Source organism: Thalassospira marina, assembly GCF_002844375.1.
GTDB lineage: Bacteria > Pseudomonadota > Alphaproteobacteria > Rhodospirillales > Thalassospiraceae > Thalassospira > Thalassospira marina.
Genome location: NZ_CP024199.1, coordinates 1,739,191 through 1,755,014, shown reverse-complemented (window position 1 = coordinate 1,755,014; position 15,824 = coordinate 1,739,191). Strand labels below are relative to the sequence as shown.

Genomic DNA, 15,824 nt, shown 5'->3' with positions numbered 1-15,824 from the left:
AAAGGTTCATGCGTTTCCGATGATCAAGTTTATTCTGGCGGCCCTGCCGATTGCCACCATCCTGTTTTTAATGATCAAGGCAAATTGGGGGGCGGCCCGTGCCGGGGCTGCTGCGTGGTTCATTACCGCCGCGATTGCATTTTTCGCCTTCGGCACCCCGGTTGACATGCTGATCGTCGCGCAGGCCAAGGGCGTGATGCTGGCCCTTTATATTCTTTATATCGTCTGGGCCGCGCTGATCCTTTATTTCGCCGCCGAGGAAGCCGGGGCGATCAAAACCATCGGTGCCGCCATTCGCAAGCTGACCGATGACCGCCCGTTGCAATTGCTGATTTTGGGGTATGTTTTTGCCACTTTCCTGCAGGGTGTTGCCGGGTTTGGCGTACCAATTGCGGTGATTGCGCCTTTGCTGCTGGGCATGGGATTTTCGCCGGTTCTGGCCGTTTCTGCCCCAATGATAGGGCATAGCTGGTCGGTGCTGTTTGGCAATATGGCCACTTCGTTTGAAGCCCTGATCGGTGTTACCGGCATCCCCGGAAGCGAACTTACGCATTATTCGGCCATTCTGCTGGGCCTTTCGGGTTTTACCTGCGGCGCGGCTGTTTTGTGGCTGGATGGCGGGTTTCGCACCATCCGCCGCCGCATCGTGCCGCTGGTGATTATTGCCGGGGTGATGGGCGTTGTGCAGTATCTGATGGCAAATTACGGTGTCTGGACGCTGGGCGGTTTAACTGCCGGGATTTCCGGCCTTGCCGTTTCCATTGTCGTCACCCGGTTCTGGAAACCTCACCCCGATGACATTGCCGAACCCAATGGTGATGACGCACAACACATGCCCCTGATCGAGGGTTTGACCCCTTATCTGGTTTTCATGGTGATTGTTGGTCTGGCAACCTTTGTTGCCCCGGTCGAACGGTTTTTATCGGGGATCGAGCTCACCCTTTCCTTCCCGGCCATGCAAACCAGTCAGGGCTGGGAAATTGCGGCACAAAAGGCCAAGGCGATTGCCATTTTCGGCCATCCCGGTGCGCTTTTGCTTTATACCGCCATTATCAGCTTTACCTTTTTCAAGCTGCGCGGGCGTTATGCCGATGGCATTGGCAAACGCATCATGCAGCGCACCCTTAAAAGCGGCCTTCCCACCAGCATTGGCATGGTCCCGGTAATCGGCCTGGCCCTGATGATGGATCATGCCGGCATGACCTATGCGCTGGCTGAAGGCGGCTCAAAGCTGTTTTCCGGCGCCTTTGCCATCGCCTATCCCGTGGTTGCCCCGGCCATTGGTGCCCTTGGCGCCTTTATGACCGGTAGTACCAACAATTCCAACGTGGTGTTTGGCATGTTCCAGCGCCACACTGCCGAACTTTCCGGCCTTTCCACCGCGCTGATCCTGGCGGCACAGGCCACAGGTGCATCGCTTGGCAGCATGCTGGCCCCATCGAAAATCATGGTGGGTTGCTCCACCGTCGGGCTTTCGGGCAAAGAAGGCCCAGTGCTTTCGGTAGTGCTGAAAACCGGGGTCATCCTAACCCTGTTATGTGGGGTCTGGGCGCTGGGCATATTGCTGATTTCGATGATGCTGGGGGGCCAGTAAGATGAAAAAGATCCTGTTTAACCCGGTCTTTCTGGTTCTGTCCTCGCTGATCCTGCCGGTTGCATCCTTTCTGGCGATGGGCCGCAACGATTTGCTGGCCGATATCCTGTTTGCGGTGTTTGTGCTGGTCATGGCCCTGATCGCACTTCGCAAATAGACCAAAAAACAATCCCGCGACCAAAAGCAGCCTCTCGCCCCTAATCAGCGACGGCTGGGAATGGTTGTGGATGGATGTCTGCGACAGTCGCTTTACCAGTAGGCGAACTTAAATTTCTATATTTGAAATATAACTACATATATAGAAATCAACTGCGATCAGCGCGTTACAGGATGCGCGCCGGACAAATCGGCCCGCCCCATGTAAATGGCGATAACATTTATGCCGGATCGTGATCGCGCCGCCCCATCGCGAAAACGGCGATTGCAATTGACCGGAACCACCACACGCATCACCACGATATTCAGGCAAAAATAAAGGCAGGGCCGTTTGCGGTGATGCCGCGCCTGCCCTGCCTTATTTAAAAGCCCGAATTTCACGCCGTTAATTACGGACGGAATGTTGCCAGCTTGATGCCAAAAGCAATGAATACGCTGCCGGTGACAGCCTTGAGGATACGCTGAAAACGGCCATTGCGAACGGCCCCCGTCAGACGGGAAAGCAGCAGGACCATTGCGGTAAACCAGACCGCATTGATCATGGCATGGACGCAAACCAGCGTGAAAGCCGCCGTAATGGAACCCTCGCCAACCGGGACAAATTGCGGAAACGCCGCCAGATAAAAGATCGATACCTTAGGATTCAACACATTGGTCAACAGGCCTTCGCCATAGGCTTTGGCAAGGGTGCGTTTGCGGCGTGCCGGGGATGTTTCGGCCATGCTTTGCACTCCACGCCAGGAATCGCGCAATGCCTTGATCCCGACCCAGCACAAATAGGCAGCCCCCAGCATTTTCACAACAAGAAATGCCTGTGCCGATTGCACCAGAATGACCGAAATACCCAGAATTGACAGCGTGCCATGCACGTAAAATGCAGTAATGAACCCGGCAATATTGGCAAAACCCGCCGCACGGCCCGATGTCGGCACCGTTTTAGCAACCAGCACCCCATTGGGGCCGGGCGACATCACCAAAAGCGACGTAACCAGCGTAAATGTCAGTATCTGCGACCATTCCAAAACCATAACCACACCCTATCGCAAGAAATTACCGGGTAATGGTGCTACAGCGCGTTAACAGCACTTTTCGCCCCGCTGGCAAGGTTCACAGCGATTACATGCGTGCCCAAAGCACAAGGCAGGCACATGCATAAAAGACCCGAACATAACGAAACCAGGGGCGCAGGCATGGAAACGGCTGATGGCAGTTACCCAGAATGAAGCCAGATTAGCCGAACATTTTTAAAACCGATACATGCTTGCACCTGAATACCCAGTAATCGTGATATCACCACGCCAAGCAGGCAGGTCGAGCCGGAATTAAAATCCTCTGATAGCCACTTAGCCACTTAGCCACTTAGCCACTTAGCCCCTTAGCCACCCAGCCAATTACCATGACGTGATCAGGCGACGCCCAGACGCTGGCCCTGATATTTGCGATCCAGAATCGGCTGCCACCAGCCTGAATGGTTCAGATACCACGCGACCGTATCGCGCAGGCCGGTTTCAAGGCTGTATTGCGCCTGCCAGCCCAGCCTGTTTTCAAGTTTGGTGGCATCAATGGCATAGCGCCGGTCATGGCCGGGGCGATCGGCGACAAATTCAATCAATTCATCATCGGGTGGCAGGGTGCGATGCGGGGAAAGGTCGCGCACGTGGTTTATGATTTGGTGGACAATATCAATATTACGCGCCTCGTTCCGCCCGCCAACATTATAGGTTTCGCCCACAGTGCCATGCTGCAAAACAAGGCGCAAGGCCGCGACATGGTCATTCACATGCAGCCAGTCGCGGATATTTTGCCCATCGCCATAAACCGGCAATTTGCGGCCTGCCATGGCATTTAAAATCATCAGCGGAATGAATTTTTCCGGAAACTGGTACGGCCCGTAATTGTTGGAACAGTTCGACACCACCACCGGCAAACCATAGGTATGGTGCCATGCGCGCACCAGATGGTCCGACGATGCCTTGCTGGCCGAATAGGGCGAATTAGGCTGATAGGCCGTACTTTCGGTAAACAGCCCTTCCGCACCAAGGGAGCCATAGACCTCGTCAGTCGAAACATGATGGAACCGGAAGGTTTTTTGCCGGTCTTCTGGCAGATTTCGCCAATAATGAAGGGCGGCATCAAGCAGGCGATAAGTGCCAACAATATTGGTTTGGATAAAATCACCCGGCCCGTCGATGGAACGGTCAACATGGCTTTCGGCGGCAAGATGCATGACGGCATCGGGTTGGTAATCATCAAGGATATGGCTGATTTTATCGCCATCGGCGATATCGGCCTGCATGAAACGATATCCCGGTGCCCCTTCGATAGAGGCCAGCGACCGCTGGTCTGCCGCATAGGTCAGCTTGTCGATATTAAGGACCTGCCAGCCACATTCACCCACCAGATACCGGCACAGGGCCGAGCCGATAAAACCGGCACCGCCAGTCACAATCACACGCATGAATATCCCCGTTCCATAAAAATACCGGACCATAAAACACAGGCGATGGGACCATCAAATCATGGCCCGCAAAAGGCGGGAAAAGGGTTTTACAATTGCAATGTTCTTATTTTGTTCTATATTGGCATTTAAACAATAAAACCCCTTTGCCATTGGACCCACGGGATGCGGAGGATGCGGACCATGCCCAGCCCCCTTGCCAACCCCAAATCGCCCAGAACCGCAAATGCAGCCACTGCGCAGGATGAAAGCCTGCTTCCTGCCCGTGCGCAAAAGGGCCGTGGGGCGGTATCCAATGCCAATGGCCGGTTTGAAAAATTTTCCCATCATGCCTGGGATGATGGCTGGCTGGTGCAACCGGAAAACAACAATGCCCAAAATGCCACCAATGCCAGAAATCCCGATAATGATGGCGGTGGTGATGATTATGGCTTCGATGCCCCGCGCCTGAAAACAACATTGGGCATTGATGGCGCACGCAGCGTAATAACCCGCAATCAAAGCCCCGATGTGCCATTTGACCGGTCTATCAACCCCTATCGTGGCTGTGAACACGGCTGTATTTACTGTTTTGCCCGGCCCACACATGCCTATCTGGGGCTGTCACCGGGGCTGGATTTTGAAACAAAGCTGTTCTGGAAGCCCGATGCCCCTGCCCTTTTGCGCAAACAACTGGCGGCCAAGGCTTATATGCCCGCCCCCATTGTGATCGGCACAGCAACCGATCCTTACCAGCCGGTGGAACGCGACAAAAAACTGACCCGCAAACTGATCGAGGTTCTGGCCGATTGCCGGCATCCCTTTTCGATCATTACCAAGTCAGCACTGGTCTGCCGTGACATTGACCTGATTGCCCCGATGGCCCGGCAAAACCGGGCGTCGGTTGCGGTATCGGTAACATCCCTTGATCACCGGCTATCGAACCTTTTGGAACCGCGTGCCAGTGCACCACATCGCAGGCTTGATGCCATTCGCAAACTGGCCGATGCCGGCATTCCGGTGACCGCATTATGTGCGCCCGTAATTCCCGGTTTGAATGACAGCGAAATTGAAAATCTGGTCGCAGCCTGCAAACAGGCCGGAGCGCAATCGGTCGGGCATATTGTGTTGCGCCTGCCACTGGAAATCGCCGATCTGTTTGATGAATGGCTGCAAAACCATTACCCGGACCGGCGCGACAAAGTAATGTCGCTGGTGCGGCAAATGCGCGATGGCAAGATTTACGATGCCAGCTTTGGCAACCGCATGCGCGGAACCGGCCCCATTGCCGATCTGATCGCCAAACGGTTTGACCTTGCCCGGCGTAAACACAATTTAACAGGCCGCACCATCAACCTTGATAGCAGCGGTTTCATGCGGCCGGGCGTGGATGGGCAACTGTCCCTGTTTTAAACCATGAGGTAATGGATGGTACCAGACGAATGGCCGCGACTGCCCCGTTCCAGCGCGCAAAACCCCAACTGTATGACAGAAACGCAAAAGACTGCGCCGTACACTGTTTTCGCAGTGATGTCCGGACTAATCAGATAGCCGGATTCTCAGAACCGTATGCCAGATACTGGCCGGGTGTTGTGCCGAACGTTTTTTTGAATGCAGTGATAAAGGCACTGATATTTTCATAACCCAAATCAAGCGCGACGGTGGTAACCGCCCTGCCCGATGCCAGCATTTCAAGGGCCGCAAGCAGGCGGGCACGTTGCCGCCAGTCCCGGAAGGTAAAGCCGGTTTCAGCCACAAACCGGCGGCTGAGCGTACGCGGTGCGATACCGGCCCAATTGGCCCATTCCGCCATGCCGCGATGATCGGCCAGATCAGCGGCAAGCTGCCGGGCAATACGTTGCAGGCGTGCATCCTGCGGGGCGGGTAAATTCAGGCCAACGGGCTGCGCTGTTGCGATTTCATCAAGAATAACCTGCGCCAGGCGATGCTGTGCCGGTGTTTCCGGCCCGTTTTGCCAGTGCGATGCCCGCTGAATTGCAGCATCCAGCAACGCATTGCCCTGCAGCGTTAGCGGGCTTTGCGGCAGGTTGGCACACAGGACCGGCGGGACATAGATGCTCCATCCCTGAAACGGACCGTTGGATTGCAGGGCATGGTCATGATGGGGTGGCACCCAGGCCGCATGAATGGCCGGAACCACCCAGATACCGGCATCCGTTTCGATCCGGGCTGATCCCTTTAACGGGCCAATCAACTGCCCGAAAGCATGGGAATGCAGGGCTGTTTCGCGAGCAAGCGGGCTGCGCCGCAACACCACCCGGATCGACGCAGCATCACCGGAAGCATTTAGAAACGAGGGATCAATCAGGTAATCCGGCATGATGGCCTTAAAACGTTATTTATTGGCACTAATGCGTGAGAAGCGCCAAACTTATAACGCTATTTTCACCTTAACGGCAAATGCATTGGGCCTTTGCCTGCAAGGAGAAAGCAAAATGAACCAGCGAGACGCAGAAAACATTCTTCACGACCTGTTTGCCAGCCTGACAAACCCGGCCATTCCCACCGAAAATCTCGCATCGTTTTTCACCCGCGATTACATCCAGATTGTTGATGGTGAAACACTGGATTTGGACGGGTTCCTGCAACATGCCGCAACCCTGCGAAATGCCCTGATCCGTGCCGAGGTCAGTTTTGAGAAAATCATCGCGCAGGATGATACCATTGCCGACATTCACATTGTGCGCGCCGAAAAGAAAAACGGGGACCATATCCGCGTAAAGGTGATTGCATTTTACACCCTTCGCGATGGCCGCATTTCCCGGATCGAGGAACTGACACATCTGCTGGATGGCAAAGATGAAGACCGCGACCTTGGATCACGGATTGACGTGCCGGAATAAGCCCCATTCGGTGCAGGCACGGCCCAAGCAACACCAGGGCGATACCGCAGGGTTACGCAGCGGAATTTTCAGGCACAAGTGCACCTGCCTGCAAAGCAAGCAGCCAGCGGCCGGTTTGGATCGCTACCGATCATAAGCGCAACTTTCTGAAATCATTTCCCGTTCGCAAGGACTATATCGGGTGTAACACCCCATATGGCCGCGTGCGGGAAATGGCCGTTTTAACGCCGATGTTGGCACGATGCAGAAAACAGCAATTTTGTACTCGACAGTCGCAACAAGGGCGCTCCACGATGGGGGCCAATGCAACCAATAAACCGGCACGCCCCACCTGCTGCCGGATCAAAGGGAGTTTTCAATGACCGAATTGTTGTTTCGCCAGGATGCCTATCAACAAAGCTGTGTGGCGACCGTAACTGACCATGTCGAGAATGGTGTTATTCTTGATCAGACGGTTTTTTATGCCACCAGCGGCGGGCAGACCGGTGATAGCGGTACATTAACACTGGAAGATGGAACGGAATTACCCGTTGCCATTACGGTGAAAGACCGCGAATCGGGCAAGCCGGTTCACATCATTGCCGAGGGCCACGACCTGCCGGCAATTGGCAGCAAGGTGAATGCCGCGCTGGATTGGGATACACGTTATCGCCACATGCGATTTCATACCTGCCTGCATGTTTTATGTTCGATCGTGGATGGCGGCGTTACCGGCGGCAATATTGCCAGCCACAAGGCGCGGCTTGATTTTGACATGGAAGGCAGCCCCGACAAGGACGAGCTGACCGAACAGTTAAATGAACGTCTGGCGCGCAATGCCAAGGTTTATGACGGGGTGATCACGGTTGATGAATTAAAGGCAAACCCCGAGCTGGTGCGCACCATGTCGGTGCAACCACCAATGGATGGCGGCATGGTTCGCACCGTGACGATTGAAGGCATTGATTACCAGCCCTGCGGTGGGACCCATGTGCGCAATACATCGGAAATTGGCCGGGTGCGCGTTTCAAAAATAGAAAAGAAAGGCCGCCAGAACCGTAGAATCAATATTGTTTTTGACGAACAGGCATAAAGTTTTCAGAATTACCCGTGAAAACCGCCCGGCGATGACAACCCGGGATTTATGAAGCGAAACGGAAATTAACCCTGCACGCAACGCGGACCAAAACAGGTTCACAATGGCGCAGCAAATTGTTGAAAGATGGAAATCTTCCTGCAATTTTGCCGCGCCTGCATTGAGGCGGACTGGACGTGATTTTCTTTCGTGGTAATAGATCCCGGCCCATGCCGGGCACAGCCGTTTTTAAAAACAATGATCTTCGGAAACGACCGGGGACATGCAATACCCACCATTGCAAACCGGAGCTTGACAATGACCGAACCCAAATCCGACGCGCTGGTTTCCACCCAGTGGCTGGCGGAGCATCTGGATGCCCCTGACGTCAGGGTAATTGACGCCAGCTGGTATATGCCGGGCAGCGACAAGGACGCGCGCGCCCTGTTTAATCAAAAGCATATTCCCGGGGCCGTATTTTTCGATATTGACGATATTGCCGCTGATGACAGCGCGCCTTTGCCCCACATGATGCCCGATGCCATTAAATTTTCGGCAAAGGTCCGCAAGCTGGGCCTGGGTGATGGTGTACGCATTGTGGTTTATGCCCAGACGGGTGTGGCATCGGCCGCCTGCCGGGCATGGTGGATGCTGCGCCATTTCGGGCACAATGATGTAGTTGTGCTCGATGGCGGCCTGCCGAAATGGGAAGCCGAAGGCAACCCGGTTACCGACGCGCCAACACCGCCGCGCGAACGCCATTTTACCGCACGCGCCAACAGCTTTTTGCTGCGCGAATATGACCAGGTTCTGGCAAATATCGATACCGGGCGCGAACAACTGGTCGATGCCCGTTCGGCAGAACGTTATGCCGGTACAGGCAAGGAAATCTGGGGTGCGGCCGGTCGTATTCCCGGTGCCTATAACGTCCCGTTTGAAAAACTGTTAAACAGCGACGGCACCTTTAAGGAAGGCGATGAAATTCGCGGTATTTTCCATGATGCCGGTGTCAATCTCGATAAACCGATGGTCGCAAGCTGCGGTTCGGGTGTAACGGCCTGTGTGCTGGCAATGGGTGCCTATATTGCCGGTAAAAAACATGCTGCCGTTTATGACGGGTCCTGGGCGGAATGGGCATCACGCCCCGATAGCCCGCGTGCATCTGGCGAACGATAAAGGACGCCCGCATGAAAACACGGCCCCGCCCCGGCGCTGCTGCCTTCCTGCCCGATACAGGCAGTAAAAATGCAGCCTGCCCGGCGGGGCCGTTTTTATGCATAATGATCGGCAACACCTTGCCCGTCACACCACATTGTTACCCATATCCAAACGCCCACAAAACCGGCCCTGCCCATGCCTGAACATACCATCCATGACAAACCCGTTCCGATGCCGCCAACGGCCCACGCAGCGACCGCAACAAAGCGCGAGGCGGCTGAGGCTGAAATGCAGGAAACGGGCGATACAGCGCCAGATGCGCGCTTGGACAGGCAGGATGGCGCGGCAGCAGATAACACCCCCTTTGTCACCGCCGAGCCGGACCTTGTGATTGAGCGCCTGTCGCTAAAAAACGGGGCGGATTGCGACGCCGTGATCAAATTGTGGTATGATGGCGAACTGATTGAAGAAAGCAGCACGGCAAAAGAAGATTTGCAGAACTGTTATGAATCGGGTCGCGGGTCCGTTCTGATTGCAAGGCGGGCAGCAAAACGCCCGATCATTGCCACCGTCATGGTGGGGCATGATGGCAAAAGCGGCTGGGTGCATTATCTGGCGGTGGCGAAATCGCTACGTGGTCAGGGCCACGGGGCCGTGATGCTGGAAATGGCGGAAAACATACTTAGCCATGTTGGCCTGCCCAAATGCAGGGTGCATGCGGCAACCGCGCGTGCGGCCAAATTCTATCGCCGTCAGGGCTATCGCCTGACAACCGCGCCGGTCCGGTCATCCCATGGGGATGATGACCGGTATTATGAAAAAAGGTTATCTTCATGACTGCGAAAAAACCGGGAAAACTGGACGTCACCATTACCTATCTGGAAATGACGCACCAGCCCGATCGCCCGCCAGCGATTGTACCACCGGGAAAGGTTGCCATTGTTCGGGCGGAAAACCCGACCATTTCGTTTTACCGTTACCTTTATAATACGGTCGGTGAACCCTGGCTGTGGTGGTATCGGCGTGGTTTGAAAGATAACGAGCTGGAACCGATTCTCTCCAGCCTCGAAAACCATGTTTATGTGCTTTATGTTGGCGGGGTTCCGGCTGGTTATGCCGAACTCAGCCTGATCCTGCTGGAAGATGAACGCACTATTGACCTTTCCTATATGGGGCTGATCCCCGATTTTATTGGCAAGGGATATGGCAAATACCTGCTAAACTGGGCGGTTGACACCGCCTGGAGCTTCTCGCCGCGCCGCCTGACGGTAAATACCTGCTCGATGGACCATCCATCCGCATTAGGGGCTTATCAACGGGCCGGCTTTACGGTATATGACCAGCAAACAGAGATTATCGATGATCCGCGTGATACGGGGCTTATTCCCGCCAGCGTAACCCTGGCGAACAAGACGGGCACAGTAAAAGCGCAAAAAGATAACGAATTTGACAATTCGGATACTTTGATCGTTGACTTTCCCGACCGCGCAAGGTAACAAGCGCGCCTGAGTTTACCCAAGCCAGAGGATTATGACCCATGGCAGTGCCAAAAAGTAAAGTGACCAAGTCCCGTCAGGGCATGCGTCGCTCACATCACAAGCTCGCCGCGGGCTCGTACCGCGAAGACAAAGAAACCGGCGAACTGCATCGCCCGCACCACGTTGACCTGAAGACCGGTATGTACCGTGGTCGTCAGGTCATCGAACCGAAGATGTAATTTACGCGGGAAGGCTTTTGCTTTCCCGGGTGAATGCTTCGCGGTTTGCGACGCTGTTTTCCGCGTATCCCGTTTGGGCTACGGCTGGTTTAAAAAAGGACGAGACCGCAAGGTTTCGTCCTTTTTTGTTGCGCGCCAGACAATATCGCTGAACAAAAAATAACGGCCCGCATGTCCATGCAGGCCGTAAATACATTTGAACGCGCAATACGGTGATTAACCCCGTACTGATGAAACAGGTGTTATTGCCCGTCTGTACCGGTGCCACACACGATAATGCCGGTTTTGCCCATATCCCCCTCGCCCAGGCGGTTTTGCATGACAGCAGCCATGCCCGCAGCGGCGGAGAGTTCGACCGACAGGCCAAGTTCGCGCCACATCCAGCCTGCGGCATTGCGCATTTCATCGTCAGATACCAGAACGATGCGATCGACATTTTTACCGATCAAATCAACATTCAGCGCCGATGACTGACGCGGGGCCAGGCTGGTTGCCGCCGTATTGACGGCAGGCAGGGCGACGACTTCGTTTTTCTTCAGGCTTTCAAACAGGGTTGGTGCGCCCATGGGTTCCACCCCGACAATGCGTATGCCCGGACGGATCATGCGTGCAGCACTTGCCACACCGGAAATAAGCCCGCCACCGCCAACCGCAATCACCAGAGTATCGAGGTCTGCCTGCTGTTCAAGAAGCTCCAGCGCGATGGTGCCCTGCCCGGCAATGACATTGGGATCAGCAAAGGGGTGGATATAGGCCATGCCAGTTTCGCGGGCATGGGCCATGGCGGCATGGTTGGCTTCGTCCCAGACAGCACCAACCAGGGCAACATCAACACCCGATTTGCGCAACTTTGCCACCTTGGGCTTGGGCGTATTGGTGGGCAAAAAGATTTTGACCGGCACGCCCAGCACCCGGGCGGCATTGATAACTCCCATGCCATGATTACCGCCCGATGCGGTAACAAGGCCCTTCTGGCGCACATCATCATCCAGGTTAAGGGCGGCATTCATCGCGCCGCGCGCCTTGAAAGAGCCGGACACCTGAAGGTTTTCCAGTTTCAAATACAGTTCAGGCACATTTGCACCCTGATGGATGCCGGCACCAAAATCAGGTTTGCCAATGGCAAAAACCGGCGTCACCCGCATATGGGGCGAAATCAGACGGCGCGCTGTCCGAAAGTCCTGAAGCTGAATCACGAAACCTCCCTTATCCAAGATGCCAGATTTTTACATCATTTAACCTTTCATCGCCGCACTGCAATGACAATAGCAAGAAATGCCCGCAACGCACGGCTTGAACGGACCAACCGGCGACAAACCCAGCGCCCGCACCCTATCCACATCAAATTCCAGTAAAAAGCCTTGATCCAACGGTGCCGAGATGCTTTGTCTTGACCCAGCAAAATGACACATGAGCCGCACCCGCGCGGCAAGGAGAAATGCTTAATGTCGGCTAACAAAGATTTCAAATCCTCGACACGGCTGGTTCATGCCGGGCGCCGATCCCGCGAATATCACGGTGTGGTCAACCCGCCGGTTTTGCATGCATCAACCATCCTGTTTGAAAACCTTGAAGCCCTGGACAAGGCATCACCCTTCCCGCATGGCAGCGATTTTTATGGCCGTCATGGCACGCCGACCCGCTATCTTCTGGAAGAAGCCGTAGCCGAGCTTGAAGGCGGTTATGGCACGCTGTGCGTTTCATCGGGCGTTGCGGCGATTACCAATTCGATTCTGGCCTTTGTCAAACCGGGTGACCATGTGCTGATCACGGACAGCACCTATTACCCGACCCGTAACCTTGCCAATACGTTTTTGAAAAAATTCGGCGTCGAGGTTGAATATTACGACCCGACCATTGGTGGCGATATCAGCGCGCTGATCCGTGATAATACCACTGTCGTCTGGTGCGAAAGCCCTGGTTCGCTGACCTTTGAAATGCAGGATATTCCCGCGATTGCCAAGGCGGCACATGCGAAAAATGCCAAGGTCCTGCTTGATAACACCTGGGCGGCACCAACCCTTTGCCGCCCGTTTGAACTGGGTGTGGATGTATCGATCCAGGCCGGGACCAAATATATCGTCGGCCATTCCGATGTGATGATGGGCACCATCACCGCCGCCACCGAAGAAGATTTTATTACCTGCAAAAAGCAGGTCATTCTTTCGGGCGATTCCATTGGCCCGGATGACTGTTATCTGGCGCAGCGCGGCCTTCGTACGCTTAATGTGCGCCTGCGCCAGCATCATGAATCGGGCCTTGCCATTGCCAAATGGCTACAGGGTCGCCCCGAAGTCAGCCGGGTGTTGCATCCGGGCCTGCCGGATGATCCGGGACATGCGATCTGGAAGCGCGATTTTATTGGTGCCAGCGGCCTGTTTTCCTTTGTCCTGCACCCGGTGGAACGCCCGCAGCTTGCCAAAATGGTGGACCATATGGACCTGTTTGGCATGGGCTTTAGCTGGGGCGGGTTTGAAAGCCTGCTTTTGCCGTCCGACCCGAAAAATATCCGCACTGCCACCACATGGAACGACCCCGGCCAGCTGGTCCGTATTCATGTCGGGCTTGAAGATACCGACGATCTGATCGCCGATCTGGCAGCCGGATTTGAACGCCTGAAATCGGCCTGATCCAAAATCACGACGGCAAAAAGAACGGCGCGGGAAATAGCATCCCGCGCCGTTTTTATTTTACCGCATCACCAGAAACGGTTTTTACAAAATCAGGCCGATAACCGCACCAGGCGACGCAATAACGGAGCAATAGCACTACTGACCAAAAACAGGCCAGCCGCCGAAATAACGATGCTGGGCCCTGCCGGACTATCGATATGCCAGGACAGGGTAATGCCGGCCAGAACCGCCGCCACGCCGAACAGGGCGGCACCAATGGCCATTTGTTCAGGCGTGCGCGAAAAAAACCGTGCACTGGCTGCGGGCACAATCAAAAGTGCCGTGATCAGCAATACACCAACAATTTTAATCGCAATGCCAATGACCAGCGCCATCAGCAGCATAAAAACAAGGCGCAAACGTTCGACCGGCACACCTTCAGCGGCGGCAATTTCGGGGGAAACGGTTAATGCCAGCAAAGACCGCCACATGGCAACCAGGGCTGCAACCGCCGCCCCGCCGCCAAGGCCCAGCAACCAAAGGTCGGTGGTGTTGATCGCCAGGATATCGCCAAACAGATAGGCCATAATATCGACCGCAACGCCCTGAACAAAAGCCAGCGCCACCATACCAAGGGCAAGGGTTGAATGGGCCAGCATACCCAAAACCGTATCACTGCCCAGTTTGCTTTGCCGTTGACCAAGGGCCAGCAACAAGGCTGCCATCAGGCAGGTCATGATCATGCCAAAGCGCACATCAATGCCAAATAACAGGCCCACAGCAACCCCCAGCAGGGCCGAATGGGCCAGCGTATCGCCAAAAAAGGCCATGCGCCGCCAGACAATAAAGGTGCCAAACGGCCCACAAACCAGTGCCAGCAACACACCACCTGTTACCGCGCGAAGCAGGAAACTATCCATTCAAATGCTCCTTTGCGCGCGATGCATCATGGTCGTGATGATGTGAATGGCTATGGTCGTGTCCATGATCGTGGTTATGGTCATGGCTGTGATCATGGCCGCAACCACCAACAACCTGCCCCGACAAATCATGTTCATGGTCATGTTCGTGGTGGTAAATACCAATGGCATCCGCCGCACGATAGCCAAACAGCGACCGATATTCCGGGTGCTGGCGCACGGTTTCGGGCAGGCCGGAACAACAGACATGGCGGTTAAAACAGACAACCTTGTCGGTTTTCGCCATCACCAGATGCAGATCATGCGAAATCATCAGAACCGCACACCCCTGTTCCTTGCGGATGGTTTCAATCAGACGGTAAAGGTCTGCCTGCCCGGCAACGTCAACGCCCTGCGTTGGTTCATCAAGCACCAGTAAATCAGGTTTGCGCAAAAGGGCACGCGCCAGCATCACACGCTGGGTTTCCCCGCCGGAAAGATCGCCGATCTGGCTGTTCAGCACATGGCTGGCACCAACCTGTTTTAAGGCATCGACGCGGTCTGACAGTGATGCATGATGTGTCAGGTTCAAAAACCGCTTCACCGTCATGGGCAGCACACGATCAATGGCCAGCTTTTGCGGTACATAACCCACGCGCAGGCCGGGCTTGCGCGTGACACGGCCGCCTTCAACGGCCTGCAACCCCAACAGCGCCTTGACCAGCGTGGATTTCCCCGCGCCGTTCGGGCCGATCAGGGTCATGATCTCGCCTGCGAAAATCGCCAGACTGACATGATCTAGCACCGCTTCCCCGCCAAAGGAAAGCGTCAGATCCTGCCCCTCAATGAGTGGCGCAGTCATGGCATAATCCCTTGATTTCAATTGTGGTGGCCTCGATACGGAAACCAACGGCGCTGGCAGCGGCACGGACGGCATCGCTCATATCATCATTGACGGCCTCGGCAACCCGCCCGCAATTGCGGCAGATAAAATACTGCCCCAGATGTTCGTGATGCGGCATATCGCAGCCAAAATACGCATTGAGCGATTCAATACGGTGGATCAGCCCCAAACCCACCAGAAATTCCAGCGCCCGGTAAACCGTGGGCGGCTGGGCACGCACCCCTTCAGCCTGCAGGGAATCGAGCAATTCATAGGCGGTAATGGCCTTGTGCGACTGCCAGATCAGGGTGAAAACGCGGCGACGCATGTCGGTAAAGCGGGCATTGTTGGCTTCGGCAACGTCTTCTGCCTGCCGAAGGGCGCTATCAATACAGCGACCGTGATCATGCCCCTTTTTAGGGAAAAGGTCCGTCATTGCGTGTTCCTGGT

17 protein-coding genes are annotated in these 15,824 nt (G+C 55.1%); 10 read left to right on the top strand and 7 right to left on the bottom strand.

Going from position 1 to position 15,824, the window contains the following annotated elements:
• Positions 1–19 precede the first annotated feature (19 nt).
• Complete coding sequence (locus tag CSC3H3_RS08005) at positions 20–1,594, top strand: L-lactate permease (protein WP_101284514.1); 1,575 nt, start codon at positions 20–22, stop codon at positions 1,592–1,594.
• A gap of 1 nt (position 1,595) precedes the next feature.
• A complete protein-coding gene (locus CSC3H3_RS24400) occupies positions 1,596–1,751 on the top strand; it encodes a hypothetical protein (protein ID WP_157831862.1) in 156 nt (51 codons plus the stop codon).
• Between the two features lie 388 nt (positions 1,752–2,139).
• On the opposite strand, the gene CSC3H3_RS07995 is transcribed toward CSC3H3_RS24400, so the two are convergent.
• A complete protein-coding gene (locus CSC3H3_RS07995; RefSeq protein WP_245881332.1) occupies positions 2,140–2,778 on the bottom strand; it encodes a LysE family translocator in 639 nt (212 codons plus the stop codon).
• Positions 2,779–3,155: 377 nt separating this feature from the next.
• Positions 3,156–4,208, bottom strand: a complete 1,053-nt coding sequence (gene rfbB / locus CSC3H3_RS07990; protein WP_101284512.1) for a dTDP-glucose 4,6-dehydratase — start codon at positions 4,206–4,208, stop codon at positions 3,156–3,158.
• A gap of 183 nt (positions 4,209–4,391) precedes the next feature.
• Between rfbB and CSC3H3_RS07985 the strand changes: the two genes are divergently transcribed.
• The gene (locus CSC3H3_RS07985) at positions 4,392–5,600 is read left to right on the top strand and encodes a PA0069 family radical SAM protein (RefSeq protein WP_245881331.1); all 1,209 of its coding nucleotides are present in this window, start codon (positions 4,392–4,394) and stop codon (positions 5,598–5,600) included.
• A gap of 130 nt (positions 5,601–5,730) precedes the next feature.
• On the opposite strand, the gene CSC3H3_RS25095 is transcribed toward CSC3H3_RS07985, so the two are convergent.
• Positions 5,731–6,528 (bottom strand): helix-turn-helix domain-containing protein, encoded by a 798-nt coding sequence (locus CSC3H3_RS25095; protein WP_101284510.1) that lies wholly within the window; start codon positions 6,526–6,528, stop codon positions 5,731–5,733.
• A 115-nt stretch (positions 6,529–6,643) separates the two neighbouring features.
• On the opposite strand from CSC3H3_RS25095, the gene CSC3H3_RS07975 reads away from it, so the two are divergent.
• The 6 genes from CSC3H3_RS07975 to rpmF all read left to right on the top strand — a co-directional run bounded on the left by CSC3H3_RS07975 (position 6,644) and on the right by rpmF (position 10,980).
• The gene (locus tag CSC3H3_RS07975; RefSeq protein WP_157831861.1) at positions 6,644–7,051 is read left to right on the top strand and encodes a nuclear transport factor 2 family protein; all 408 of its coding nucleotides are present in this window, start codon (positions 6,644–6,646) and stop codon (positions 7,049–7,051) included.
• A 358-nt stretch (positions 7,052–7,409) separates the two neighbouring features.
• The gene (locus CSC3H3_RS07970) at positions 7,410–8,123 is read left to right on the top strand and encodes an alanyl-tRNA editing protein (protein WP_101284508.1); all 714 of its coding nucleotides are present in this window, start codon (positions 7,410–7,412) and stop codon (positions 8,121–8,123) included.
• A gap of 300 nt (positions 8,124–8,423) precedes the next feature.
• A complete protein-coding gene (locus CSC3H3_RS07965; protein ID WP_101284507.1) occupies positions 8,424–9,281 on the top strand; it encodes a sulfurtransferase in 858 nt (285 codons plus the stop codon).
• Positions 9,282–9,458: 177 nt separating this feature from the next.
• On the top strand, positions 9,459–10,100 hold the full coding sequence (locus tag CSC3H3_RS07960; protein WP_101284506.1) for a GNAT family N-acetyltransferase: 642 nt from the start codon (positions 9,459–9,461) through the stop codon (positions 10,098–10,100).
• On the top strand, positions 10,097–10,759 hold the full coding sequence (locus tag CSC3H3_RS07955) for a GNAT family N-acetyltransferase (protein WP_101271058.1): 663 nt from the start codon (positions 10,097–10,099) through the stop codon (positions 10,757–10,759). The genes CSC3H3_RS07960 and CSC3H3_RS07955 overlap by 4 nt, the downstream gene beginning before the upstream one ends.
• Positions 10,760–10,800: 41 nt before the next feature.
• Entirely contained in the window at positions 10,801–10,980 is a 180-nt protein-coding gene (gene rpmF / locus CSC3H3_RS07950) for a 50S ribosomal protein L32 (RefSeq protein ID WP_101271060.1), read from the top strand.
• A 242-nt stretch (positions 10,981–11,222) separates the two neighbouring features.
• On the opposite strand, the gene CSC3H3_RS07945 is transcribed toward rpmF, so the two are convergent.
• A complete protein-coding gene (locus CSC3H3_RS07945) occupies positions 11,223–12,176 on the bottom strand; it encodes a threonine ammonia-lyase (protein WP_101284505.1) in 954 nt (317 codons plus the stop codon).
• Positions 12,177–12,425: 249 nt separating this feature from the next.
• Between CSC3H3_RS07945 and metC the strand changes: the two genes are divergently transcribed.
• Positions 12,426–13,610 carry a cystathionine beta-lyase gene (gene metC, locus CSC3H3_RS07940; protein ID WP_101271065.1) on the top strand — a complete coding sequence of 395 codons (1,185 nt, stop codon included), beginning with the start codon at positions 12,426–12,428 and terminating at the stop codon, positions 13,608–13,610.
• A gap of 92 nt (positions 13,611–13,702) precedes the next feature.
• On the opposite strand, the gene CSC3H3_RS07935 is transcribed toward metC, so the two are convergent.
• The 3 genes from CSC3H3_RS07935 to CSC3H3_RS07925 are packed head-to-tail and all read right to left on the bottom strand — an operon-like array spanning position 13,703 to position 15,810.
• Positions 13,703–14,512, bottom strand: coding sequence for an iron chelate uptake ABC transporter family permease subunit (locus CSC3H3_RS07935; protein WP_101284504.1), 810 nt, complete (start codon positions 14,510–14,512; stop codon positions 13,703–13,705).
• Positions 14,505–15,353 (bottom strand): zinc ABC transporter ATP-binding protein ZnuC, encoded by an 849-nt coding sequence (gene znuC / locus CSC3H3_RS07930; protein ID WP_101284503.1) that lies wholly within the window; start codon positions 15,351–15,353, stop codon positions 14,505–14,507. Before znuC ends, CSC3H3_RS07935 begins: the two co-directional genes overlap by 8 nt.
• Positions 15,334–15,810, bottom strand: coding sequence for a Fur family transcriptional regulator (locus CSC3H3_RS07925; RefSeq protein WP_101271070.1), 477 nt, complete (start codon positions 15,808–15,810; stop codon positions 15,334–15,336). The genes znuC and CSC3H3_RS07925 overlap by 20 nt, the downstream gene beginning before the upstream one ends.
• Positions 15,811–15,824: the final 14 nt, after the last annotated feature.